This window comes from Desulfitobacterium nosdiversum, from assembly GCF_049860565.1.
Lineage (GTDB): Bacteria > Bacillota > Desulfitobacteriia > Desulfitobacteriales > Desulfitobacteriaceae > Desulfitobacterium_A > Desulfitobacterium_A nosdiversum.
Map to the genome: position 1 here is coordinate 682,503 of NZ_CP172056.1, position 25,222 is coordinate 707,724.

Genomic DNA, 25,222 nt, shown 5'->3' on the forward strand with positions numbered 1-25,222 from the left:
AAACATTCCTCCAAAAATATCTTATTCTAGTATTTTAGCAGATTTGTACACATTTAAACAAGAAACAATTAAACAATCGAAAAAGCTCGGCTGATGCCGAGCTAAGCAATAAATAATGTTCTTAAACTTTTGGACTATTTAATATCAACAATTTGGTAATGAAGAATTCCAGCCGGAACATTTACCTCAACTACAGTTCCCTTCGCGTTGCCAAGAACTGCTTTTCCTACAGGAGATTCGTTAGAGATTTTATTCGTTCCCGGATCAGCCTCAGCAGAACCTACAATCGTGTATTCTTCTTCGTCACCAAAATCCATATCCTTAAGAAGAATCGTTGAACCAAGTCCTACAACTTCGTTTCCTTCCTGGTCATCAATGACGCGAGCATTTCTTAGCATCTTCTCTAACGTAATGATACGTCCTTCAATGAAAGCCTGTTCATTTTTAGCATCATCATATTCCGAGTTTTCGCTAATATCCCCAAAATCAATGGCTTGCTTAATTCGCTCAGCCACTTCGCGCCTTCTCACACTCTTAAGCTGTTCCAACTCATTCTCAAGTTTTTTTAATCCTTCAACTGTAAGAATAACTTCTTTTTCGGGCATTTCTGTATCCGCTCCCTTTTCTCGTCCTATATCTGGCTGTCTTAACAAATGCGCGCTTTCAAGATGTTTGAATATACTCACTGTCCAAGCAGCTTGCTTGGCATTACTCGTATTATAGTTTCACTGCAAAATATTGTCAAGGACACCGTGATGTGCTGATTCATTCTGCTGTGCTCATATTCTGCCTTAAGGCGATTATATTATACATTTTCCCTCAGTATATGAGAAAAGACTGCTTTCATTTCCTCTGGAGTTTTGGTTTGCATAATATGATCTCTCAATTGAGCCGCACCTCGAACACCTTTGATATACCATACTGCGTGTTTTCGCATCTCATTAAGCCCTATCCGCTCTCCTTTATAACACAAAAGCCGGTCAAAATGTTCCTGAGCAATCTTTATCCGTTCCCCTAAAGTAGGTTCAGGTTCTAAAACTCCGTCACGTAAATAGCGGGCTGTACGCGTAAGAATCCAAGGATTGCCCAATGCCCCTCGTCCTATCATGACCCCGTCACAGCCCGTTTGCTCTAACAATTCTTTGGCATTTTGCGGGGTTAAAATATCTCCATTTGCGATGACAGGTATTCCCACCGCTTCTTTTACCCTGCGAATTCCTGCTGCATCAGAATGACCCGAATAATACTGCTCCCGGGTCCGCCCATGAACGGTTACCATTTGAATCCCAACGGCTTCTAACGACTGAGCTAACTCAGGAGCAACAAGTTCTCCCTTGTTCCAGCCTAAGCGCATTTTTACCGTGACAGGTATTGAAACTGCCTTTACAACTGCTTCTGCAATTCGTTGGGCTAGGTTTAAGTCCTGTAATAAGGCAGATCCTTCACCATTTTTGACGATTTTAGGAGCGGGACATCCCATATTGATATCAATTATATCTGCTTTATGCTCTACTGCTAAGCAGGCGGCTTTGACCATAATATCCGGCTCAGAACCAAAAATTTGGACAATCCTAGGTGTTTCTTCACCTTCCAAATCGAGCATACTCAGCGTTCTGGGGTTAAGAAATGTTAAAGCCTTATCACTAATCATCTCTGTCGATACATAACGGGCACCGATAGAGCGTGCGGTTTCCCGGAAAGCTTTATCCGTAACCCCAGCCATCGGTGCCAAAAAAACAGGTGTATTGAGTTCAAATTTACCGAGCTTCATTTATCTTCTCCCTGATAACAGTTTAATTCCATGATTAAATATTGCGCTCATAAATAAGCAGTAAACCCTCCAAGGTCAAAAAGGGATCGACATTTTGAATTTCCTTAGAATCCTCGGAAATAAATTTAGCTAATCCACCCGTTGCGATAACCCGGGTCTCCGCAACACCTAACTCTTGTTTCATCAGGCGAACAATGCCGTCAACTTGTCCGACAAATCCATAGTAAACACCGGATTGCATGCCTGCAACCGTATTTTTAGCAATAACTTTTTTAGGCCTCACTAATTCAACCCGCGGCAATTTAGAAGCCCTTTGGAATAAAGCTTCTGTCGAAATCCCGATTCCAGGTGCAATTGCACCCCCAAGGTACTCACCGCGCTTGGAAATGGCACAAAAAGTCGTCGCGGTCCCAAAATCCACAATCACAAGTGGTCCGCCGTATTTATGATACCCTGCAACAGCATTTACAATCCGATCCGCACCGACTTCACGCGGATTATCATAAATTATGGGCATTCCCGTCTTCACTCCCGGTCCAATAACCAAAGGTTCGACTCCAAAATATCTGCGTGTTAAAGTTTCGAGTGTCGGCATAACCGGAGGAACAACTGAAGAAATAACGACCGCTTTGATGTCTTCAAATTTAAGCCCGCAAAAATCAAAAAGATTCTTAATAACGACAGCATACTCATCTGTTGTTCGTGATTTATCCGTTGAAACACGCCAATGTTGTTTTAACTTACGATCTTCATACACACCAAGAACAATATTCGTATTTCCAACATCAAAGACTAGGATCATTCTCATTCTCCTTTATTTATAGAAATCATCATCTGCCTTAGCTCGGCTGCGCACCACCTGATTTCCCACCACAGCCGCTATAATTGCTTTAATAAGATCAGAAATTATAAATGGGAAAAAGCCCACTGTAAGTACAAGAGCAAGGCTGGTTGGTTTATGTAAAACCCAGCGCATGATAATGTAAAGATAACTTAAACCAAAACCATACAAAACAGCTAAGCCGCATAACACTGCCAGTATTGCTGTTACTATTTTTTGAGGACGATAAATTTTTCCGACTGCATACGCTGCACCAATATATCCTAATAAAAATCCAAATGTTGGTTTAGCAAGGTAGGCAATTCCTCCAAACGGAGCAGCTGAAAAAACGGGAAGGCCGAATAATCCCAAGGTGACATAGACAGTCATAGCTAGGGCGCCATACTCTGCTCCTAATACTATCCCTGCGAGTAAAACCATAATCGGTAATATACTGAAAGGAACAAGCGCAGGCGATACCCATCTTAACATCATTCCTGCTAAACAGGTTAGGGCTGCAATAGCAGCAGTTCTTGATAGTTTTTGAACATTCATTATAAACCCCTCCACTAATTGTAAACTATTTGTCTCAGTGGAAGTTTACAATAAATTTTCTTCAGTTACAATACCCTAGCCTTAATTATAACCATCAAATCAGATATATCCTTCAGTTGAACGCAGCTTGACATCACCTGAAGTAAAAAGCCTCTCCTGATTATTTTCCTCAAGAATAAGTTCACCGTTAACCGATATTCCTTTAAGAATTCCAGTGTAAAGCTCTCCGGCCCGCTCAATCTGAACTTTCTTGCCGATTCCTGCAGCATAGGACATCCACCGGGATCTTAATCCTTCACTATCTCCCTTTTCTAAAGAATCCACTTCCGTTTCCAACTCTTCGAGAAAAGCAATAACCAATTTATTTAAGTCAATGGGTTGACCTAAAAGTTCTTTTAGAGTTGTTGCCGAAAAATCCGAAGGCAAATCTTTGCGCTCTAAATTCGCGTTGATCCCAACCCCCAAAATCATGGTCTGTACTGCATTCCATTCCCCAACAACTTCGCCTAAAATACCCGCTATTTTTTCTCCTTGATACACAAGGTCATTGGGCCATTTAATTTGAACCTCTAAACCATAGAGTCGCCTACAAGCCTGTGCCAAGGCTACGCCTGTACTCAGAGTTAGCTTTGAGGCATCCGTTAAAGAAAGACGCGGCTTCAAAACGACGGTCATCCAGATTCCCCCTGCGGGAGACGCAAATGCTCTCTGCATCCGTCCACGTCCGGCAGTTTGTCTCTTCGCTAGAATAACAGTACCGTCAGCATCTCCTTGATGTAAAAGCTCTTTTGCATAATTATTTGTTGAAGTCAGTTCCTCAAAACACTTAATTTTTCTTCCTAAAGTTTTGGTGTTTAAACCTCGTTCCAAAACCCACTCCTCTATGGACAAAGGGGTTTTAAGCAGACGATAGCCGCTTTTTGTCTGGGATTCAATTTCAAAGCCAGATTCCTTTAATGACTGTATCTGCTTCCAAACCCCGGCTCGCGTTATATTTAAATGTCGACTGATCGCTTCCCCAGAAATAAATTCTCCAGGTCGGCTTGCTAAGAGATTCAAAATCTCCTTGCGCACTTTCCTTACTCCTCTCGTCCATGAATCTCTTCATGGGCTGATTTTACGATTTTGTTTTGATTATTGACAAAGATTACCTTTGGCTTATACGAATGCGATGCTTCATCGGTAAAAATCCCATAAGAGATGATAATGACTTCATCACCCACCTGAACCAAACGGGCGGCTGCACCATTTAAGCAAATAACCCCGCTTCCCCGTTCACCGGGTATAACATAGGTTTCCATACGGGCTCCATTATTATTGTTTACGATTTGAACCTTCTCATTGGGAAGAATATCGGCTGCCTCGATTAAATCAGTATCAATAGTGATACTGCCAACATATTTGAGATTCGCTTCTGTAACCGTTGCCCGGTGAATTTTGGATTTCATCATTGTTCTAAACATCTTATACCTCCACGATACAGTTATCAATCAAACGCGTTGTTCCAAATTTGACGGCTAAAGCAATAACCACTGATTCATTAATAACTTCAGGTTTAACCAAGTTTTCGGCTGAACGAACTTCTACATAATCGATTTCACCTGAACTTTCCTGGGTAATTTTATTTCGAATATAAGCCTCAATCCGATCCACACGGCGTTCTCCCTGCTTTATCAGCTTCTCCGCCTCAATGAGGCTTTTCGATAGAACGACGGCCTCCTGCCTTTGCTCAGGGGCAAGAAAAACATTTCTTGAACTCAAAGCTAATCCATCTTCCTCGCGAACAATCGGAACAGGAATGACTTCCAGTGGGAAATTAAGATCACGAACCATTTGGCGAATAATCAGATACTGTTGAAAATCCTTTTGTCCAAAATAAGCACGATCCGGTTGGACAATATGGAAAAGCTTGCTTACAACGGTCGTCACTCCGCGGAAATGCGTAGGCCGGGATAATCCGCATAGAGCATCACCCAATTCACTGACCTGAACCGTCGTCCGGTTTTGCTGAGGATACATTTCTTCAACTGAAGGATGGAAAATCAGATCAACTCCCGCCTCTTCCGCGAGTTTTGCATCCCGCTCAAGGTCCCGAGGATAGCGCGCAAAATCTTCATTCGGTCCAAATTGCAAGGGGTTTACAAAGATACTCATAACGACATAGTTTCCGTCTTGCTTAGCTTGTTTTACTAAGGTTAAATGCCCTCTATGCAAATACCCCATTGTCGGCACTAAAGCGATCCGGGCGCCTTTTTTCTTCTCCCCGGCAACGATTTTTCGAAGCTCAGAAATTCGTTCCACAATTTCCATGATTATTCCCTCTTTCGCTTAGTCTAATAAATCATTTAACTTCTGCAAGGCATCTTTAGGATATTCCTTGCCGTTTTTCTCCATTTTAGCTTGGGCAACATCTAAAGTTGAGCGTCCCAGAGTCTTATAGGCTTGTTCAAGTTTCAAAGGCATTTGCTTTAAATGTGAACAAACAACTTCACTATCACCCCTGGCAATAGGTCCAGTCAAGGCTTGAGGCAGCCCCACCTTCTCTAAATTGCGCAATGTCCCTTGCATTAAGGGAATTAAAGATTCAAGCGCATCGTTTTCGTTAATTCCTACTTGATTAAATAGTTGTACAGCCATATCCGCAAGGGTTACAAGATAATTTGAAGCAAAAACTGCCCCAGCATGATAAAGCGTTTTTTTCTCAGGATCTATTTGATGCGCAATTCCGCCAAGGGCTTGAACAATATCCATTCCCTCTTCGATCGCTTCACCCTCGATACTAAAATGTGAACCGTGTAAAAGTCTTAACGCTTCATCAATATCTGCAAAAGCCTGAAGCGGATGAACGGAAAGCGTTTTAACAGGAATTTCCCAATCTCCTTTAAGAATCTGGGAACTTTGCGAGCCTGAACAATGAACCCAGATCTGTCCAGGCTTATAAAGCCCGTGTTGCGCCAAATTTTCTGCAGCGGAATGAATAAGTCCATCTTGAGTCGTGATAAAAACAAGGTCTGCATCAAAAATCCAATCCTCTACAGGAAGCCTTTCCTTATTTAAATACTTCCGAAACCTTTGATATGATTGATCACTGCGCGTATTTACTCCAATACAATTGAATCCCGACTCTTCCAGACAGACGGCTATTGCTGTTCCGACAATGCCGGTGCCAATAATTCCAAATTTCATCTTATCCCTCCCCAGAGTTAAGAACTTGGCCCTATACTATGTTCTCGAAACAGAACCTGCAGCTATCTCCAAACTCAAATATATCTTTAAAAAGAGAAAAAGCACCCCCACAAAACGTGAAGGTGCCTCTTATAGACTGCTTCCTTCACCGTCTCGGTCAAATTGATCCAAGCGGTAATTGTAACATCGAAGGTGTTTTTTCTTCCAGTACAACTCCCTGAGGATATTGTCTGTATATTCGAAGGTTTTTATATGTTTTTTAATAAATAGACTTCCCCATGCCCTTTTACATCTTGAACCTGGTGTCCTGAGGGAAGAATAAACTGGGGAGCTATTTCCCTTAAAGGAGCTAAAACGAATTCTCTTTCTTCCATCCGTGGATGCGGTATGGTTAATCGTTCATCGTTCCATACCCTATTATCATAACTTAAGATATCAATGTCAACTGTTCTTGGACCCCAATGGATAATTCTTTTTCTTCCAAGATCATTTTCAATCTGCTGGCAAATACCTAATAACTCCAGAGGAGCTAAATCAGTCTCTATTTCAAGCACTTGATTCCAAAAATTCGGTTGGTCAAGTTTTCCCCACGGTTCCGTTTCATAAATTGAAGATTGTTTCTTGAGTTTAATCTGGGGATGTTCACTTAATCTTCGACTGACCTCTAATAAATTTTTCTTGTGATCTCCCAAATTACCGCCGATGCTTAAATAGGCTTTCATTTTTGCTTCTCCCGCCAAATCTCTACGGAAACATCTTCAAATATACCCGGGATAGGAGCCTCAGGTTTATGAACTTCTACCCGAACGGAATCGCACAAAAACCCTTCTAAAATTTGATCAGCAATGCGTTGGGCTAACCGCTCCAAAAGGGAATACCTCTCCCCTGTCACGACCGCTTTTATTTTTTCATAAACTTCTGCATAGTTAATCGTATCCTCTACCTGATCGGATAACCCCGGCTTCCGTAAATTGAGGTACAAATCAACATCTATGATAAATTTCTGCCCGAGGACATTTTCCTCTGGCATTACACCATGGTGTCCAAAAAAAGTAAGTCGTCTTAAATGAATTATATCATGCTCCTTCAAAATTTCGTCCCCTCATTTTTCGATAAATTGCATCCGCCATATCCACTGCGCGGCGATTTTCCAAAACATCGTGAACCCGTATCATATCTACCCCGGCAGCCGCTCCAATAACACTGGTTGCTATCGTTCCCTCAACCCTTTGATCCACGGGTAAATCAAGAACATTTCCGATTACCCTCTTCCGGGATGCAGCTAAGAGGATTGGATGTCCCAAGGTCTTAAACTCTTCTAAACGACTCATGACTTCAAGATCCTGTTCCCGTGTTTTACCAAAGCCAATGCCAGGGTCTATGATAATCTGGTCTCCGGTTAATCCATTTTCTTCAGCGAGTTGAATACTTTTTCTGAAAAAAGCGAGCATATCTCCGATCAAATGATGATAGTCCGTCCCCTCTTGATTATACATAGCAATAACCGGGGCATGATATTTTCCTGCAACCCTGGCCATATCCGGATCTCCCTGCAAGCCCCGGATATCATTAATAATATGCGCTCCGGCAGCTAAAGCCTTTTCAGCAACCTCAGCCTTGTATGTATCCACTGAGACAGGTACAGAAATTCCGGGGATCAATTCCTTAAGAACAGGCTCTAACCGTCTCCATTCTTCCTCGGCACTAATCGGCACTACTCCCGGGCGGGTGGATTCCCCCCCAATATCCAAAAGGTCGGCCCCATCCTTAATCATCTGCTCAGCCTGGCAGAGTGCATCTTTAAGATCAACATATTTTCCTCCGTCGGAAAAGGAATCCGGAGTTACATTCAAAATTCCCATAACTAATGTTCGTTTGCCAAGCACGAGCTCTCGGTCCCTGCAGCTCAAAACCCTTTCTTGAGGAGGCTCTAATCCTTTTAAAGCGAGTTTAAGTTTTAACCCTAATTCCTTCAAGCCAAAAGGCTGTGCTTGAAGCTTTTGAGCCAGATGATTCAATTGCCTTACTGTTCCGAGAAGCAGAACATCCGTTGCTTCAATCTTATGAACAATGACATCTCGATGTACAGCCGCATCACCGCCTACAGACAGCATTTCCTGCTTCAAAATAAGAGCAGCCGGCAAGGGAACGTTCTCAATCTTTAAGGCTCGTCCTAAAGGTTTTCCGGCCATTTGAGCCACTCCGCCCAAATCGGAACCAATCCGGCTGATCGCTCGCTTAGCTTCCTCGAAATTATCAAGTCTAATCCAATGGATAAGATAATCTCTCATGTACTCAAATCCTCCTGATTTATTCTTTTTACTCTAACATATCTCTAACCTATAACTCTAACATATAATTTCATTCATTTGTTCAGTATATTTATAACAGGCTTCCTTAATTAAACAATTTCGACAATCCCTTGCCCAATCATCCGCGTAAGCCAAAGCCCTCCCTAATAGGCTCATTTTTCCCTCGGGATTAAGGCGATGCTCCCTAATACCCTGAGTAATGGTTTCGAGCTCCGTACTATTAAATCCGGCGTCTTGAATAATTGGTTTAACAAGCTCAGCACCAACAAGTGCATGATCTTCCCCTGTTTTATATTCTTGCCATCGTCCCAGATCATGCAACAGTCCTGCCGCATAAACTACTTCTTTCGATAGTGAGGTATCTTGCTGCTCTAGCAGGTAGATATAAGCAATACGAGCTACAGCTATGCCATGATCTAACCCATGATGGCAAAATGCTCGTTTTTCTTCTGCCTTATTGTTATATAGAGAGTATTCTTTAAATCTAGGGTGCTTTAGTATTTGATTAACGCGAGGTATCGATAACACAGATGATCCTCCCTCAAACCTTATTAAACCCATTATAATCATTTTCTGGATAATAAAAACCACTTCAAAATAAATATTTCATGTAATTCATGAACTCCATATAAACAATAAGAAAGGATAGGTGATTCATAGAATACTATGATACCTATCCTTTTTCTTAGTATAAGCAAATAAACCTAGGCTTCCTTAAAATAAGCCCGTAATCTTTCCATCAGCAGTGATATCCATTTTCAAAGCTGCAGGGCGTTTTGGCAAACCAGGCATCGTCATTATCGCACCAGTAATTGCAACTAAGAAACCTGCTCCTGCCGAAAGACGAACTTCACGAACCGTGATATTAAATCCAGTCGGACGACCGAGAATACTTGCGTCATCTGTCAACGAATATTGGGTTTTAGCCATACAAACAGGTAAATTGCCGTATCCCAAATCCATGTACTTTTTAATCTCTTTCTGGGCTTCCTTCGTAAAGTTAACGCCGTCAGCACCATAAATTTCTTGAGCAATCTTTATGATTTTATTCTCAATGGATTGATCCAAATCATAAAGAACTTTAAAGTTAGATTCCTGATTATCGACAATATTGAGTACAGCCTTTGCTAACTCAATTCCGCCTTCTCCGCCTTTTGTAAAGACTTCGGAAAGTGCAAATTCGGCACCCAGTTCGCGGCAGCGTTGAGCAACAAATTCCAACTCAGCATCAGTATCCGACGGGAAGCGGTTGATTGCAACAACTGCGGGAACACCAAACTTGCCAATATTCTCAATATGTTTCTCAAGGTTAACAATTCCTTTGGCTAAGGCTTCAAGGTTTTCAGAGTTCAAGTCTTCCTTGGCAACTCCGCCATTCATCTTTAAAGCTCTGACCGTTGCTACAATAACCGTAGCAGCAGGTTTTAATCCAGCAAACCGTGATTTTAGATTAAAGAATTTTTCGGCTCCGAGGTCAGCACCGAATCCAGCCTCAGTCACCACATAATCGGTCAGTTTAAGCGCCAATTTTGTAGCTACGATACTGTTACAGCCATGAGCGATGTTAGCAAATGGTCCTCCATGAATGAAAACAGGAGTATTCTCTAAAGTTTGAACGAGATTCGGCTTAATAGCGTCTTTCATAAGAAGAGTCATTGCCCCTTCAGCTTCTAAATCGTGCGCAGTTACCGGCTTTCCGTCATATGTATAAGCTACGACAATTCGTCCAAAGCGTTCTTTTAAATCCATTAGGTCTTTAGCTAAACAAAGAATTGCCATAATTTCAGAAGCAACGGTTATATCAAACCCGCTTTCCCGAGGAACTCCTTCTGTACGGCCGCCTAAACCAATAACGATCTTGCGAAGCGCGCGATCATTCATATCTAAAACACGGCGGAATACAACTTGCCGCGGATCAATATTTAAGAGATTTCCCTGTTGGATGTGATTGTCCAACAATGCGGCCAAAAGATTATGAGTTGTGGTAATGGCGTGGAAGTCGCCTGTAAAGTGAAGATTGATATCCTCCATGGGGACAACCTGTGCATATCCCCCGCCCGCTGCCCCGCCTTTAATTCCAAAGCAGGGTCCCAAAGAAGGTTCACGAAGAGCAATCATCGATTTTTTGCCCAATTTAACTAAAGCCTGCCCTAAACCAACCGTCGTTGTTGTTTTACCTTCACCCGCCGGGGTTGGATTAATAGCTGTAACAAGAATAAGCTTTCCATCAGGATTATTCTTGACACGTTCCCATGCATCCAAATTGATTTTGGCCTTATATTTCCCATACAGTTCAATTTCATCCTCTAAGAGATTAAGCGTGCTTGCCACCTCTGTAATCGGCTTCATTGTGGCTTCTTGGGCGATTTCAATATCACTTTTCATTCTCCCACTCCTTTATTTAAATCATAAAAGATATATATTTAGTTATTCTGCGGGTAATGATAATCCCCTGCAGTAATAAAAATGCGACATTTCAGAATATTGTATATTTCATGCTGGTTACAGGTCGATTTTAGCTGGATTTACGAATATCATAAGCTCCTTTGTAAGAAGGAATCTGGACCGTTTTACGGACAATACTTACAGAAATCCCAACTTGTTTTAAAGCTGTTGCTTCCAGCTTGCTAAAATAATCCACAAGCTGATCTTGATTGCCTATCGCTAAAATTTCATAAGGCATTCCATCCGTTCGTGAAATGGGAACTTGGTTAATCAATTTATTGCTTCCGCTCATAACTATTGCTGTGGGCCCTACAATGCGCTGTCCATTAATGCTGATAGCTTCAGCTCCAGCAAATTTAAGCGTATTCGCGATAACCATTAAGTCGTCTATAGTTAAAGGGAAAACCGTCTTATGATCTTGCTGACGATCGTCAATCGTAATTTGAATTCCAGGCCCCTGGACGGCAACTGTTCCTGCCATCATTCGATACTGATCCAGTTCGGCAAGCAAGCCCGGACTGCTTCCGCCTTGATTACGGACCTGATCCAATTGGGCTGTCAGACTATCATGTTCTTCTTTAAGTTGTTTGCTTTCAGCCTGCGCACTTGCCAGAAGATTTTTAACCGAGGATAAGCGCTGGGACTGAAGTGCATCCAAGGAATCCACATTTCTCTGTGTTTGAATCGACATACCAAGCAAAACGCCTAAAGCAATTGCTACTGAAGTTACAGATATGGCGAGAACATTCCTGCCCATGGATTAACCCCCCTTCACCGGCTCAGCATATTTATAGGCCTTAGGCTGACTAGCAGGTATCACCAGCGTTTCGTTCGGGACTTCCAGCTTACGTGTAATTCCATATTGCTGCTGAATTTCACCTAATCGGTCCCAAAAGTAAAATTTATAGGCGGATTGAAGATTATGCGGATCACCCACAGCTTCAATAATATAAGGTGCCATTTGCCGGGTTCCATTAATTTGAATATAGGATCCGCTGCAGAAAACCTCTGTGTTGCTCGTAACCCTTTGTTCATTTACAGCAATGGCTTCTGCCCCGCCATTCCATAGCCAATTAATCACCTGACGAATATATTCCTCATGAATCAAATAAGCATTTGGGTCATCTTTCTCCTTAGCAGGCATTTGTGAATCATCCAACGTAATGCGCACACCCGGCCCTCTTACTTCGGTTACGCCGGCATTGATTTTTTCCTTCTGCAGCTGTTGGTTCGTCAAAGATGCAGCATTTTGACCCTCAGTATATTTATTTAGTTCCTGTCTTAATTTTGCATTATCGTTGGCAAGTTGTTGATTTTCTTGTTCCGTCTGTATCAGACTTGAAGTAGCATTATCCGATCTTACGCCCTGAGCTCCCTGAACTCCATTTGTTTTCAGCAAAACAATAAATAAAAATCCGACAATGCCTAATCCCATTGTAATCAACATTTTGCCCTTCTTGGGCAATGCCATACCGATGTCCTCCTTTAATAAATCACACTCTCTCTATATATATAGGGCAAGAGGACACCGATTTGCGGTGTCCTCTCTAATTATTTCACTGCCCTTTATTCACTAAGCCACTCTTGACCGGCTTTATCGTATTCTAAAATTTCCTCAGTTTTAAAATAAAGAGCAATTTCTCGGTCCGCACTTGAAACAGAATCAGATCCATGGATAACATTTCGACTGATGTCCATTCCATAGGCGCCGCGAATCGTTCCTGGATTCGCGCCGGCAGGATTAGTTGACCCCATCAGCTCGCGGGCAATCGCAACAACACTTTTTCCTTCCCAAACAGTGGCCACAACCGGTGAAGACATAATGTAGTTTACAGTCGGTTCAAAAAATGCTTTGCCTTTATGTTCAGCATAATGCTGTTCTGCCAGGGCACGGTCTACTTTCATGAGTTTCATCCCCACAAGTTTGCACCCTTTAGCTTCAAATCGAGCAATAACTTGACCGACCAAACCCCGTTGTACCGCATCGGGTTTAAGCATAATAAAAGTCCGTTCCACGCAGTTGCCCCCTCAGTTTATTTTGTTATTTTCTTTTTCTAAGGTATCCGTTTCCAAACCTTTTATGCTTTTATCCTCAGTCGAAACCTCGTTCAATCCGCCGTCTTGCTCTGCAACTTCATTTCTCTTCTGCTCATCATCGAATTGAGCCATCAGTTGGGCAAATTCTTTCGCTTCAAGCGTTTCTTTCTTCATTAAAGCCTGAGCAATCGCTTCAAGCTTGGGCATATTCTCTTCAATTAAAGCTTCAGCCTTTTTATAGCATTCTTCAATAATCCGCCGAGCTTCTTTGTCAATCGCGTACGCTACAGCTTCACTGTAATTTCGGTCACGGGCTATGTCACGTCCAAGGAACACTTGCCCTTCTTTTTGTCCAAAGGTAAGAGGTCCGATTTCATCAGACATTCCCAACTCAGTGATCATTTTACGAACCAAGCCCGTTGAACGCTCTAAGTCGTTTGAGGCTCCTGTACTGATTTCATGCAAGACTAAGGATTCGGCAACCCGTCCTCCTAAGAGCATTGTGATTTGATCAAGAAGCTGAGATTTTGTCATATAGTTGCGGTCTTCTTTCGGCAACAGAAGTGTATATCCTCCGGCACGGCCACGGGGAATAATGGAGACCTTATGCAAGGGATCTGTATGGGTTAATAATTCTCCCAGAAGAGCATGACCCGCCTCATGATAGGAAACAAGCTTTTTCTCAAATTCGCTGATTACACGGCTCTTCTTCTCGGGACCGGCAATAACCCGTTCAATAGAATCTTCCATAGCCTGCATTTTAATTTCTTTTTCACTTCTCCGTGCCGAAAGCAGTGCTGCCTCATTCACCAAGTTTGCTAAATCTGCTCCCGTAAAGCCCGGAGTACGGCGTGCTAAGACTCCCAATTCGACATCTTGACTTAAGGGTTTTCCTTTAATGTGAACTTTAAGAATCTCCTCGCGTCCTCTTACATCAGGAACATCAACAACAACCTGGCGGTCAAATCGTCCGGGACGCAAAAGTGCAGGGTCTAAAATATCGGGGCGGTTTGTCGCTGCGATGATGATAATTCCATCGTTGCCATTAAAACCGTCCATCTCAACAAGCAGTTGGTTCAACGTCTGTTCACGTTCATCATGTCCGCCGCCCAAGCCAGCCCCCCGCTGACGTCCAACGGCATCAATTTCGTCAATAAAGACAATGCAAGGCGCATTCTTTTTAGCCTGCTCAAACAGGTCACGTACACGGGATGCTCCTACCCCGACAAACATTTCCACAAAGTCAGAACCGCTTATACTAAAGAATGGAACCCCTGCCTCGCCGGCAACCGCCCGAGCAAGAAGGGTTTTACCTGTTCCGGGAGGTCCAAAGAGAAGAACCCCTTTCGGAATTTTTGCACCGAGTTCGTTAAACTTTTTAGGAAACCTTAAAAACTCAACAACTTCCTGTAACTCTTCTTTAACTTCGTCCGCTCCAGCAACATCTTCAAAGGTAATTTTCTTTTTTTCATCTCCGACTAAGCGTGCCCGGCTCTTGCCAAATTGCATGACCCGGTTTCCGCCGCCTTGAGTTTGCTGCATCATAAAGAAAAATAGTCCTACGATAACAATAATAGGCAGCAAGGTTGTAAGCAAACTTGTCCACCATGGAGCCTCTGTTGGTTGGTCCATTTTATAGGTGACATTATGTTTGACCATCTCCTGCAGAAGTGCTGTGTCACCCGTCGGTCCGATAACCGTATGCTTTTTGCCGTCTTTCATATTTACAGTGTATGTGTTAACACTGCGGTCTGTAGTACCTGTAACATCTTGAACCTGATCCGCAACAACAGCCTTGCTAAAGCTGGTATAATCCAAGACTATACTTTTATCTGCGGGTGGATTTGCCCATTTGATTAACATTATGGCCAGGAGAATGATAAACAGGTAAATCGCTGCATTCTTAAAAAACTTCAACCTTAAGGTCCTCCCCTCTGATGGAAAAACCGCCTCGTTTTCGAAGCAATATTACATATTGTACCACGACAACGCCGCTTTTACAACGAATCTCGGTTAGTTATAAATCCGCTTTACCCTTGGTTTTTCGGCAGATCATTACCCTGACTTTCGGACCTTCTCCAACTAAACAAGAATCACTTTGTTTTACCCCGGGAATCCATAAAATTTCGGATTTATACGCAAGTAAAAGCATTCTTCTTCGCATTTCCGAATTAATTTTAGCTTCTTGAAAAACCTTTTTTAATGTTTTATTTCCTACCCCGCGAATCCACAATGTATCTCCTTCTTTTCGATATCGCAATACAAGATTATCCCGCCGTTTTAATAATTCTTCCTGATCAAAATCAGCCGTAGCAATTAAAGCTTTTTCGTTCATCCATTTGAGATCAAGTCCTTCAATGAGAAAAACTCCTACACGAACATCAGAAGCTTCACACCACTGTTCAAAGCAAACAGGAATTCCCTTGTCTCTATACTCAAATTCATCAGTCAATGGATTTAAACTCTGAACCGAATTCTTATCAAGTTCCTTGTCAAGAAACCAGATTCCATCATAACGGATATGAACTGTAAAATTAGGCAAATCCTGCTTCCACCCCACTTGGCCTTTCGAGTCAATAATTTGATTAACATAACTAAAACCGAGGCCCCGCGGCTCACCTGTGATATGAGCTGCCGCTCTTCGGACGAGACGTGAAAGGATTGCCTTGGGTTCCTGTAAAATCTTAGTGCTGAGTTGAATCTTCTTTTTATCGTCGAACAAACAATAGGAAGACCACGCTTTATCCGTTTGCTGTTCTAAATATTCTTCATCCCAGCGCAGAACTTCAGCTGTTCTTCCAATGGTCTCTAAAATCTTTGGATTATAATTCTTTTTCAGCTCTGGCAAAAGTTCCAAGCGAATCCGATTGCGTACAAAAAGGGGTTGGAAATTGGTATAGTCCACAGCATAAGGGATTTGCTCCTTTTGGCAGTATTCCAGAAGCTCTTCTTTTTTTAAGGTTAAAAAAGGGCGGATAATCCTCCCCTTTTGAGGATAGATCCCTGCTAAGCCAGCCGTTCCACTCCCTCGCAGGAGCCTATAAAGAATGGTTTCAGCCTGATCGCCTAAATGATGTGCTGTTGCAAGCAAGTCACAATTATACTGCTCCAGGTCCTCCTTCCAGCGTGCATATCTCCATTCCCGAGCTGCTGCCTCAAACGATTGACCTGAGGCCACTGCATAAGCTTTAGCATCAAAACGATGAATAATGAACGGAATTCCCCATTGTGCAGCCATCTCCTGTACCATGAGCGCTTCCTCATCAGATTCACTGCGAACGCCATGATGGACATGAGTCAATACTAAGGAAATCTCCTGTTCCTCATATTCTTGAGCATATCTCCATAATACATGGCTTAAAGCCATTGAATCGGGGCCGCCGGAAACAGCAACGAGGATCCGTGCTCGGCGAGGAAGTAATTGTGGCAAAATAGTCTGCCGCATTTTCTCGTAAATCATGTCTTCTGCTCCCTAAAAAACACCTTTTCATTTAGTTTAACATTAATTTATCCATTTTTTTCGTATAACCATAACTACTCCATCATCAAACATTTTTCCCCCGCTTAAGCGCCGAGCTTCATCAGTGATTTGTTGGGCAAGTTCCTGAGAAGATTCAACGTTCTGACCTTCAAGAAAGGGTTTAAGCCAATCCGTTCCATCCTTATAAAGGTCTTGAATTCCATCAGTGACCATAACAAGCGCTTCTTCCGGTAAAATCTCTTCTTCAAGCACAGGAATATCAATATGATTCAATATACCGGCAGGTAAACTGGAAGATTGGAAAATACGAACCTCATTTTCTCCTTTAATATACGAAGGGCAGGCTCCCACCTTAACTAATTTAACTCCATTGTTCTCTAAATCGAGAATAGCCATATCTATGGTTACAAAACTTTCCTCGGGAGAACGTAAAACTAAAATTGAATTCAAAGCCTGTATCGCCCCTTCGGGTTCAAATCCTGTATTCAAAAGCTGTTCCAAAAGACTTAAGGCTGTTGAGCTTAATTTTGCCGCATCATCCCCAACTCCCATTCCATCACTGATAATAACCGCATGCTGGGTTGAAGAAAATGCTAACGAAGCATAATTGTCTCCGCTCATAGCATTCCCGCTTTTGGTAAAAGAAGCAACTCCAATATCTAAAAATTGACGCCGTTTTCGGGCAAGACCTGAGTAATTGATCTGTTCAAGATTATTTTTTGTATTGAGTTCTTTGGCAAGATGTCCTATAACTTGAGAAACACTTTGAAATTGCCGGGATAGGGCATCTTGGTTTGCAGCCAGTCGAGCCTTCCATCCCTCTAAACTTTTTTCATGTTCCATTATAAATTGGACACCTAAAACCATTTCTTTCAAACGACCGCAATGCCGCTTCCACTCAACAGGCAGCTCTTGGGGTTTAACCCCTGCTTCGCTTTCAATTTGCTCGAAAAGATTATACAGAAAGTGATAGGTCTTATAAAATTCACGCGACCAACAGGTATCAATCGTTGGACATGTTTTGCAAACACGCTCGACCAAAACATTCATAAGCTCCGGAATATCCGGTTTTGATTTATAGTTCTCCGCCTCTGCCGCTTGAGCACTATAAGCAATCTGCTCAAAAATCTCAGCGACTGTTTTAACTTTAGTTACAGTGCTTTCGACTTCCGGCATAGTTTTTGATTTCAAAAAATCGGTTTTAGGGGGACTGCTTGGAAAAATCATAAACAGCAGAAGACCCAATCCCGAGGAAATGAGTTGTGTTCCGATAACCGCCGGGTGGAGGACTATGGTTAACATCAAGATAAGTCCTGAGAAAGAAATACCAATTCCTAATTTCCCGAGTTTTTGTAAGGCACCGCTACCAAAGCCAACCAAACCATAAATTCCCGCGTTCATCAGATTTTGGTCATTCCCCTGAAGGTTCGTCATAAACCCAAGCATTAAGCCAACTCCTGCAGCTGATCCGGCTCCAAAGCGTTCAGCAACAAAAAGGATAAAAAAACTTAAGAGCATGGTTTCAAAGTTAATCTCCCCAACCTTCACCCCGTGCAAACCACTGAGCGTTCCAATCAAAAGAGCAAGCCAAGCTGTTCCTTGTTCACGGGTAAAGTTCCCACGCCGGAGCGCCTCTTGATTTTGAAGCGCAAACCAAAAGATAACGGCTAAAGCTCCTGATAATAAGCTTAAAAGCAAAGCCTTCATGGCCATATCAAGATTAGGATGAGAAAAACTCAAAACAATAAAAGAAACTACCCCGGAGGTGAGGGCCGTTATAACCCCAAGATAGACTCCTTCCCACTTCTTGCCGCGTAAAGCAGGGACGGCGAGGATTAGAACGGCCAAAACAAGAAGGGTTTGTAAAGTTGACGTTAGATCTGCTAAGAGCATAGACATAACGCCCAAGACAACTCCAGATAATCCCAAAAGCATACCTCGTCCTGAATTCAGTAAAAGCGCTGCTCCAAAGGCAACGCCAAACGGGTATAAATCCAAAATACTTCCCCTGGCAACTAAACCGCCCAGAAAGAACTGCCATATAAGATACCCTTCTAAAGCGATCTTATCTTTGCGTAAGCCATGTTTGGGTTTTAACGATGCCCATTCCGCCATAATGCCACCTTCTTACCAATTTATGTAAACATTATAGCGGATCTTGATGGAGAAGCTTGTCTAGAGAGGTCACCTAAAATGAATAACTTTCGACGTATTCCCGCAATAACTCGAGAATACCTCAAAATTCTCGATAAATAGAAAAATAATCTTAGCATTTTACGTTTTTAAAAAGCAAAAACGCTGGGAGTTTTCTCCCAGCATTACTAAACATCTTAGATAATTTTAATACCGACTTGAACCCCGTCCACCCCGCTTCGATTCAGTCGCGCGGCGATAATCCAACTGGCGTTCATCGCTGTCTTTTATGAACTTGGCCAATTTATCTTCAAAAGATACGGTTGGTTGACGTCGTTCACGATTTGTCCGAGAACTTGGATTAGCTTGTTTAATGGATAAACCAATCTTTCCTTTCTCGTCAACATGAATCACCTTAACTTTTACGTGATCCTGTTCCTTTAGATAGTCCCTTACATCCTTTACATAAGCATCTGCTACTTCTGAGATATGCACGAGTCCCGTAACCTTTTCTGGCAACTCAATAAAAGCTCCAAAATTGGTGATCCCCGTCACTACTCCTTCAACAATGCTGCCAACCGCAATGGCCATACGAAGCAAATTCCTCCTTGTGATAATCTAGATACTTAAGCTTATTATATCTGCGTCTCAAGAGAACTGTCAAGATTAACGCCTTTAATACTAACAAATCTTTACTGTTTTTTAGGAGAAATCATGATTTCTCCTTTACGTACTAAGCCTAATTGTTCTCGTGCTAATTGTTCAATATAACTGGGCGTATTCAGTCTGACAATTTCCTGTTCCAAACCGGACTTTTCCTCTAAAAGAGTCTGTTTCTGGGACTCAAGCTCAGCTACCTTACCATTGACTTCTTGCTGTAATAAAAAAAGCTTCCATCCCGAAGTCGTAAAAGTCGTTACCAGAAAAGTTAGGATGATTAAGCGCCCAAATGAAAATTGATGTTTCTTTTTGCTTTTTTTTATTTCAGGCTGGGACTTATTCATCATCTGGCTCCTCTTCATCGAAATCATTTCCTCCCAGGCCGAATTCTGCTTCAGGAATTATACAAACAATTTCATACCCTTTGCTTTTTGCTCTTGCAAGCAGAGTTGCAACAGAACTTGCACTGAGGTGGAGTCTTTTGGCAATTTGATCGCTTGGAAGCCCTTTTTCTTTCAAAACAACGGCTTGACGCTCCCGAAAACTTAATTTCTCTAGACCGCGAATTTCAAAGTGCACGTGCTTCACCTTTGCTGCAATTTTGTTGAGTTTATCCACAAATCTTTAAAAAGTTATACACAAGCTGTGATTAACTTGTGGACAAATTGAGTACATATTGTGTACATGTTAACTACAAATTATGGACATCAACTACATTATACAAAGGTGCCCGCAAGGAATCAATCCCTTTTGGTAATTTTTACCCTTTAGTCCTAGGCGGAAAGAGCCGTTCCCAAAAGAAAATAGCTTTTAAGTATATTTGTTTTAGCGGCTGAGCTAAAAATGCCTCCAAGATGCGATAGATGAGAAAACTAAACCAACGCAATAGCGCATAGGGCGGACGCATCAAAACAAAAACACCTCTAATGGGTATCTTAGCTCCTTCTTTAAGCAGCCAAAAGAAATAGGAGATCATATAAAAAAGGCGAAGGTACATTTTAATGATAAGCTTGCTTAAAAAGCGAAGATAGAGGAAAAGTCCCAATACGCTTCCCCAAAGAATATAAATCCGAAAATCAAGGGCATTGGCCCGTAAGAAAAAGCGAAAAAGAATAAATAAGGCTGCCAGAGAAAAGAGTAAATCACCAGCCCATGTACTTATCCGGCCCCATTTTAACCAATGGCGAAGGGAACGGTAAAAATCAAAGAAAATGCCAACAACAACTCCCGCCATTACAACCCAAAAAAAAGCCTGAAATTCTGATATTTTACTCTCCCCCCTTTACCTGAAAATCCGCCCCCACAAATTTCCTCTTGATCCATTCGAACGCGGGTAAACTAAACCTTCAACAAATCCCTCAATTTCGACAAGACCTTCTTTGAGATCCAAGTGCTTGATCCCCAGCTTCTCTCCCTTTATATTGAGCAATCCTTGAACTGTTTCAAGAATAATCTCCTTTGGGTCAAAGGATTGAACCTTTGACACTCCGGTAAGAGAAAGAAATTCCCGGTTATCCATGGTTAGCCGGTGAACTTTGTTCATATTTTTATCCACCCTGCTCAGCCCCCTAATTCCTTTTCTTCTTAAACGTTATTCCGAAAAACTGTCCTTTAGACTTCTAGAATAAATAAAAAAGCCCAGCTTTAGCTGAGCTTAGATTCCAAAGGGATCCTCTTCCTTAAGCGAACGTTTTTCATCTCGGATAACGTTATACAGGAGGTGAGCTTCATTTGCTTTAACACTATTCGGAGTCAAAAGCACTTCAACCTCCAATAGATGATTACCAATTTCAATTGTTATTTTATCTCCAGTTTTAACATCTGCAGAGGGTTTTGCGGTTCGCCCATTAAGCTGGATTTTTTCGCCCTCACAAATATCCTTGGCGACTGTACGTCGTTTAATTAAGCGAGATACTTTTAAATATTTATCAATGCGCATAATTCTTTAACCTCTGCTTGATTGGGATAAATGTAAGATCAGGTTCTATGAACCTGATCTTACATTTTTTATAGATTGTTAATTAAATTACTGTTGAACAGCATCCTTAAGAGCTTTGCCTGCTTTAAAGCTGGGAACTTTAGAAGCTGGGATAATAATGCTCTCTTTAGTTTGTGGGTTGCGGCCTGTACGTTCAGCACGATTTTTGACTTCAAAGGTTCCAAAACCTACAAGTTGAACCTTATCGTTCTTTGCGAGTGCTTCTTCAATGGCGCCGAAAACAGCGTTAACAGCTTTTTCAGAATCTTTCTTGGACATATCGGTTTTTTCTGCCACCATTGCAACTAAGTCAGCCTTATTCAAAACAATTCCCCCCAAATTTGAATTAAGTATTTCGCGTTATATTTCGCGATAAATAGTCAAACTCCTGCTTGGATTCACACATTCCCAACAATATTTCCACTTTTTTCATCTCTCTTGGCCTTTTCCCAGTAAAAATCCATCTCTTCCAGGGTCATATTTTCTAAACTCTTCTCTTCTCCCAACGCCATTTCCGCCATTTTCTCAAAACGGGCTTGGAATTTATGAACAGCCCCCCGCAAGGTATCCTCTGGGTCTAACTTAAGGAAACGGGCTAAATTTACAAGAGCAAAAAGTGTATCACCGAACTCTTCTCGAATTCCCTCTCCGGACTTTATCGCCTCTTGGAGCTCTTGTATTTCTTCATGAACTTTTGCGAGTGCCCCTCGATAATCATCCCAGTCAAAGCCGACTTTCGCCACAGTCTTCTGTGTTTTTGCTGCAAGCATTAAGGCGGGTAAGGCCTGAGGAAAATGGAACCACCCCTTCGCCCGTTCTTCTCTTTTTTCTTCTTTCTTTATTTCTTCCCAGTTCTTCAATACCTGCTCTGAATTATCAACATGCACCTCACCGAAAACATGAGGATGCCGATGAATCATTTTATGAATAATTCCTCTTAAAACATCCGCAAATTCGAATTCGCCGGCTTCATATGCTACTTGCGCATGAAAAACTACTTGTAATAATAAGTCTCCCAATTCTTCTGCTAAATTATACATATCCTGGTGTTCAATTGCTTCTAAAACCTCATAACTTTCTTCGATTAAATAAGGTTTTAAGGTTTCATGCGTTTGTTCCCGATCCCACGGACACCCCCCGGGAGATCGGAGAGTTTTCATAACCTCTTCAAGCTTAGCCATGGATATAACATCCCTATGCGGAGGAACAAGAACCGTTGTTAAATGATCAAATTGTTGATGATCCAGTTCATAAAGGCTCACCTTCCGAACAATCTGTTCCTGAGTTCCTAAAGCTTGAACAATCATGACCGGGGCTTCATCAGGATAAACCTCCATCAAGTCCAGTTTAACATCCGAAGCAATTAAAGAACTATAAACTTGGGGAATAATAAGCCATTCACGCCCCGTCAATTCAGAGCCTCTTAAGGCATCATAATTGCGTATAAGCAGGCCTTGAATAGGGTCCATGGGTATTGCCGTAAAAATTCCGTCCAAAAAACTGACCGATGGATGAATAACAATACGAAATCTTGAAGAAAGCTTGTCCACAAGCAACTGAACACTTCGCTCCGCTACTGCAGGGTGTCCAGGTACCGCATAGACAACCTCTTCATGAACAGTCAGTTCTTCTTCCAGGCGTTTAACAATCCTCTCGTACACCTCTTCAAAAGATTGTCCTTGATCATAATACGAATCAAACGATTCAAACCTAGCCCCTTCAAGAATTAAATCCTGAACACACGGATGATTATTGGTCCGCATGAAAACTTTATCTGAAGATAAGATTAAACGATATGTACCAAGAGTCATCGTTTCTAATCCTGCCGGGCCTAATCCGAGCACATGCAGTGTATTCCTCATTAAGTTCCACCTCCCGGCTGTTATTCTACCACATCCGTTAAAAAGAATTAAGCGGCTTCATTACAGCCGCTTAAAATCCTCTGCTATGTAACTTAAATTCGTTTGCAAACTATTGTTCCATTTGCTTAGCAAGAAAACCCGCTGCAGTCTCGACTAATTTAAGCTCCAAATCACCCATTTTAACATTAGGATCCTTAGACATAAGAATCACTGCTCCGATTGGATCTCCTTCGGCAATAATCGGAGCAACAACTTGGGTTGTGAGCTTTGCCTGCTCCTCGTCATCTTCCATTCCTTTGACGGTTTCTCCCGCTTTTATATGAATGGTTTTACGTTCATTCATCGCCTGTTCAAGGGGGACCCAGATTGGTCGATCTAAATATTCCTTCTTCGATGCACCCGCAACTGCGATAATAACATCCCGGTCCGCAATACAGGCTATATGTCCTGTAGCCTCATATAGAGAATCTGCATATTCCTTGGCAAAATCCCCAAGCTCACCAATAGGAGAATACTTTTTTAGAATTACTTCCCCTTCGCGATCAACAAAGATCTCCAATGGATCTCCCTCTCTTATGCGAAGTGTCCTACGAATTTCTTTTGGAATAACAACACGACCAAGATCATCAATTCTTCTTACAATGCCTGTTGCTTTCATGGACGCTCTTCCCTCCTTATTAGCCTATAAGCTGAATTTTCCAACGCGGTCATTACGGACACGGTAAACCATTCAACATTGAATTTATTGTTGTCAAATTCCCTGTTGCAGGAAATCTTACGTGGTTTAACTCACTGATAGTATATATCTTGAGATACCCTATTATTCATTTTTTTCCATAACTAAAGAAATAAGGTTTTATAAAAATGTATCCAATGTAAAAAGCTGTTGATTACAAAAATCAACAGCTTTAATAATTGTTTATTATTATTTATTTGTTTGAGGAGTTGTATCTGAAGGAGCCGTAGTCGAAGGTGTTGTTGTTGAAGGCGTCGTAGCGGTATCCTTCGGATTATATCCGCTCGCATACTCAATTTTGGCTTTTTGATTTAAATCGTTGAAATAAGCTTCAAACTTCTGCCCTTTTGCATCATTCAAAGCATCGCTCGAGACTTGATCTTTAGCTTTTGAAAAATCAGCATTTACTGCTGCCTTATGATCTTCGACTAGAATGACATGATATCCAAATTCAGTTTTAACGGGTGTCGTTGAGAAGGTGCCGACCTTTTGAGCAAAAGCTGCAGCTTCAAATTCAGGAACCATTTTTCCTTTGCTGAAATATCCGAGTTCTCCTCCGGAATCCTTAGCCCCAGGTTCTGTGGACTTATCTTTAGCCAGTTGGGCGAAGTCAGCAGCTAAATTATTGCTCTTTTTAAGCTGATCAATAATTGCTTTTGCTTCATCTTCCGTCTTTACAAGAATGTGACTTGCTTTAACCTGCTCAGATTGGCCACCATATTGATCTTGATGGTCATCAAAGTATTTTTTAATATCCGCATCAGTGACCTTAACATCTGCCGTTACCTTATCGGATAAGGCCAAATAATTTTTAACCTCCGCCTCGGTCATTCCCTGTTGTTTAAGCCAAGATTGGAATGCAGCGTCATCACCAATTTGTTTTTTAATATTATCTTCCGCCGTCTTTACTTTTGGATCGTCAACATTCAATCCAAGCCTTTTAACCTCTTGCTTAACTAAAACAGAACCAACCATGCTGTTAAGAACTTCACCCTGAATCTGTTTCGAGGCTTGTTTCCCTTGATCTGTATCGAATTTCATTCCTTGCTGTTCATAGGCCTTTTGTACATCTGAAGTGCGGGCATTATAATCTGTCAAAGAGATTGTCTCTCCATTCACCTTAGCTACCCATTTTCCCCCGACCAGAGAGGAGCACCCCATTAAACTTAAGGCTAGAACTAAGACTCCGGCAACTATGCTCGTCCGGAATTTTTTCATACCGTCACACCCTTTCGCATCCATCAAG

General features: G+C 41.9%; 29 protein-coding genes. All 29 read right to left on the reverse strand.

Annotated features, from left to right (window positions below):
• Nucleotides 1-134: 134 nt before the first annotated feature.
• On the reverse strand, nt 135-605 hold the full coding sequence (gene greA / locus ACHOLT_RS03300; RefSeq protein WP_425807859.1) for a transcription elongation factor GreA: 471 nt from the start codon (nt 603-605) through the stop codon (nt 135-137).
• A gap of 200 nt (nt 606-805) precedes the next feature.
• Nucleotides 806-1,771 carry a tRNA dihydrouridine synthase DusB gene (gene dusB / locus ACHOLT_RS03305; protein ID WP_425805752.1) on the reverse strand — a complete coding sequence of 322 codons (966 nt, stop codon included), beginning with the start codon at nt 1,769-1,771 and terminating at the stop codon, nt 806-808.
• Between the two features lie 34 nt (nt 1,772-1,805).
• Nucleotides 1,806-2,573, reverse strand: a complete 768-nt coding sequence (locus tag ACHOLT_RS03310; protein ID WP_425805753.1) for a type III pantothenate kinase — start codon at nt 2,571-2,573, stop codon at nt 1,806-1,808.
• Between the two features lie 12 nt (nt 2,574-2,585).
• The gene (locus tag ACHOLT_RS03315) at nt 2,586-3,146 is read right to left on the reverse strand and encodes a biotin transporter BioY (RefSeq protein ID WP_425805754.1); all 561 of its coding nucleotides are present in this window, start codon (nt 3,144-3,146) and stop codon (nt 2,586-2,588) included.
• Between the two features lie 99 nt (nt 3,147-3,245).
• On the reverse strand, nt 3,246-4,220 hold the full coding sequence (locus ACHOLT_RS03320; protein ID WP_425805755.1) for a biotin--[acetyl-CoA-carboxylase] ligase: 975 nt from the start codon (nt 4,218-4,220) through the stop codon (nt 3,246-3,248).
• A gap of 5 nt (nt 4,221-4,225) precedes the next feature.
• Nucleotides 4,226-4,609 carry an aspartate 1-decarboxylase gene (gene panD / locus ACHOLT_RS03325; protein ID WP_425805756.1) on the reverse strand — a complete coding sequence of 128 codons (384 nt, stop codon included), beginning with the start codon at nt 4,607-4,609 and terminating at the stop codon, nt 4,226-4,228.
• A gap of 1 nt (nt 4,610) precedes the next feature.
• Nucleotides 4,611-5,456, reverse strand: a complete 846-nt coding sequence (gene panC / locus ACHOLT_RS03330; protein ID WP_425805757.1) for a pantoate--beta-alanine ligase — start codon at nt 5,454-5,456, stop codon at nt 4,611-4,613.
• A gap of 18 nt (nt 5,457-5,474) precedes the next feature.
• Nucleotides 5,475-6,332 (reverse strand): Rossmann-like and DUF2520 domain-containing protein, encoded by an 858-nt coding sequence (locus ACHOLT_RS03335; protein ID WP_425805758.1) that lies wholly within the window; start codon nt 6,330-6,332, stop codon nt 5,475-5,477.
• Between the two features lie 248 nt (nt 6,333-6,580).
• Nucleotides 6,581-7,054 (reverse strand): 2-amino-4-hydroxy-6-hydroxymethyldihydropteridine diphosphokinase, encoded by a 474-nt coding sequence (gene folK, locus ACHOLT_RS03340; protein ID WP_425805759.1) that lies wholly within the window; start codon nt 7,052-7,054, stop codon nt 6,581-6,583.
• A complete protein-coding gene (folB, locus tag ACHOLT_RS03345) occupies nt 7,051-7,422 on the reverse strand; it encodes a dihydroneopterin aldolase (RefSeq protein ID WP_425805760.1) in 372 nt (123 codons plus the stop codon). Before folB ends, folK begins: the two co-directional genes overlap by 4 nt.
• Nucleotides 7,409-8,623, reverse strand: coding sequence for a dihydropteroate synthase (folP, locus tag ACHOLT_RS03350; RefSeq protein ID WP_425805761.1), 1,215 nt, complete (start codon nt 8,621-8,623; stop codon nt 7,409-7,411). The genes folB and folP overlap by 14 nt, the downstream gene beginning before the upstream one ends.
• Before the next feature lie 57 nt (nt 8,624-8,680).
• The gene (locus ACHOLT_RS03355) at nt 8,681-9,172 is read right to left on the reverse strand and encodes an HD domain-containing protein (RefSeq protein ID WP_425805762.1); all 492 of its coding nucleotides are present in this window, start codon (nt 9,170-9,172) and stop codon (nt 8,681-8,683) included.
• Between the two features lie 186 nt (nt 9,173-9,358).
• Nucleotides 9,359-11,029 (reverse strand): formate--tetrahydrofolate ligase, encoded by a 1,671-nt coding sequence (locus ACHOLT_RS03360; protein WP_425805763.1) that lies wholly within the window; start codon nt 11,027-11,029, stop codon nt 9,359-9,361.
• Nucleotides 11,030-11,159: 130 nt separating this feature from the next.
• Nucleotides 11,160-11,846, reverse strand: a complete 687-nt coding sequence (locus ACHOLT_RS03365) for a DUF881 domain-containing protein (protein WP_425805765.1) — start codon at nt 11,844-11,846, stop codon at nt 11,160-11,162.
• 3 nt (nt 11,847-11,849) lie between these two features.
• Nucleotides 11,850-12,560, reverse strand: coding sequence for a DUF881 domain-containing protein (locus tag ACHOLT_RS03370; protein WP_425805766.1), 711 nt, complete (start codon nt 12,558-12,560; stop codon nt 11,850-11,852).
• 95 nt (nt 12,561-12,655) lie between these two features.
• Nucleotides 12,656-13,105, reverse strand: coding sequence for a nucleoside-diphosphate kinase (gene ndk / locus ACHOLT_RS03375; protein WP_425805767.1), 450 nt, complete (start codon nt 13,103-13,105; stop codon nt 12,656-12,658).
• 12 nt (nt 13,106-13,117) lie between these two features.
• A complete protein-coding gene (ftsH, locus tag ACHOLT_RS03380) occupies nt 13,118-15,043 on the reverse strand; it encodes an ATP-dependent zinc metalloprotease FtsH (RefSeq protein ID WP_425805768.1) in 1,926 nt (641 codons plus the stop codon).
• 100 nt (nt 15,044-15,143) lie between these two features.
• Nucleotides 15,144-16,586 carry a tRNA lysidine(34) synthetase TilS gene (gene tilS, locus ACHOLT_RS03385; protein WP_425805770.1) on the reverse strand — a complete coding sequence of 481 codons (1,443 nt, stop codon included), beginning with the start codon at nt 16,584-16,586 and terminating at the stop codon, nt 15,144-15,146.
• Nucleotides 16,587-16,628: 42 nt separating this feature from the next.
• Nucleotides 16,629-18,722, reverse strand: a complete 2,094-nt coding sequence (locus tag ACHOLT_RS03390; RefSeq protein WP_425805771.1) for a SpoIIE family protein phosphatase — start codon at nt 18,720-18,722, stop codon at nt 16,629-16,631.
• A 225-nt stretch (nt 18,723-18,947) separates the two neighbouring features.
• Nucleotides 18,948-19,331 (reverse strand): S1 RNA-binding domain-containing protein, encoded by a 384-nt coding sequence (locus ACHOLT_RS03395; protein ID WP_425805773.1) that lies wholly within the window; start codon nt 19,329-19,331, stop codon nt 18,948-18,950.
• A gap of 101 nt (nt 19,332-19,432) precedes the next feature.
• The gene (locus ACHOLT_RS03400) at nt 19,433-19,747 is read right to left on the reverse strand and encodes an FtsB family cell division protein (protein WP_425805774.1); all 315 of its coding nucleotides are present in this window, start codon (nt 19,745-19,747) and stop codon (nt 19,433-19,435) included.
• Nucleotides 19,737-19,979 carry a sigma factor-like helix-turn-helix DNA-binding protein gene (locus ACHOLT_RS03405; protein ID WP_425807861.1) on the reverse strand — a complete coding sequence of 81 codons (243 nt, stop codon included), beginning with the start codon at nt 19,977-19,979 and terminating at the stop codon, nt 19,737-19,739. The genes ACHOLT_RS03400 and ACHOLT_RS03405 overlap by 11 nt, the downstream gene beginning before the upstream one ends.
• Before the next feature lie 181 nt (nt 19,980-20,160).
• On the reverse strand, nt 20,161-20,667 hold the full coding sequence (gene yabQ, locus ACHOLT_RS03410; protein WP_425807863.1) for a spore cortex biosynthesis protein YabQ: 507 nt from the start codon (nt 20,665-20,667) through the stop codon (nt 20,161-20,163).
• Nucleotides 20,668-20,682: 15 nt separating this feature from the next.
• Nucleotides 20,683-20,943, reverse strand: coding sequence for a sporulation protein YabP (gene yabP / locus ACHOLT_RS03415; RefSeq protein ID WP_425807864.1), 261 nt, complete (start codon nt 20,941-20,943; stop codon nt 20,683-20,685).
• Nucleotides 20,944-21,054: 111 nt separating this feature from the next.
• Nucleotides 21,055-21,339, reverse strand: coding sequence for an RNA-binding S4 domain-containing protein (locus tag ACHOLT_RS03420; protein WP_425805775.1), 285 nt, complete (start codon nt 21,337-21,339; stop codon nt 21,055-21,057).
• An 87-nt stretch (nt 21,340-21,426) separates the two neighbouring features.
• On the reverse strand, nt 21,427-21,702 hold the full coding sequence (locus ACHOLT_RS03425; RefSeq protein WP_425805776.1) for an HU family DNA-binding protein: 276 nt from the start codon (nt 21,700-21,702) through the stop codon (nt 21,427-21,429).
• A 74-nt stretch (nt 21,703-21,776) separates the two neighbouring features.
• Entirely contained in the window at nt 21,777-23,240 is a 1,464-nt protein-coding gene (mazG, locus tag ACHOLT_RS03430; RefSeq protein ID WP_425805778.1) for a nucleoside triphosphate pyrophosphohydrolase, read from the reverse strand.
• Between the two features lie 109 nt (nt 23,241-23,349).
• Nucleotides 23,350-23,898 carry a stage V sporulation protein T gene (spoVT, locus tag ACHOLT_RS03435; protein WP_425805779.1) on the reverse strand — a complete coding sequence of 183 codons (549 nt, stop codon included), beginning with the start codon at nt 23,896-23,898 and terminating at the stop codon, nt 23,350-23,352.
• Between the two features lie 267 nt (nt 23,899-24,165).
• Nucleotides 24,166-25,194 carry a peptidylprolyl isomerase gene (locus tag ACHOLT_RS03440; protein WP_425805780.1) on the reverse strand — a complete coding sequence of 343 codons (1,029 nt, stop codon included), beginning with the start codon at nt 25,192-25,194 and terminating at the stop codon, nt 24,166-24,168.
• Between the last annotated feature and the right edge of the window lie 28 nt (nt 25,195-25,222).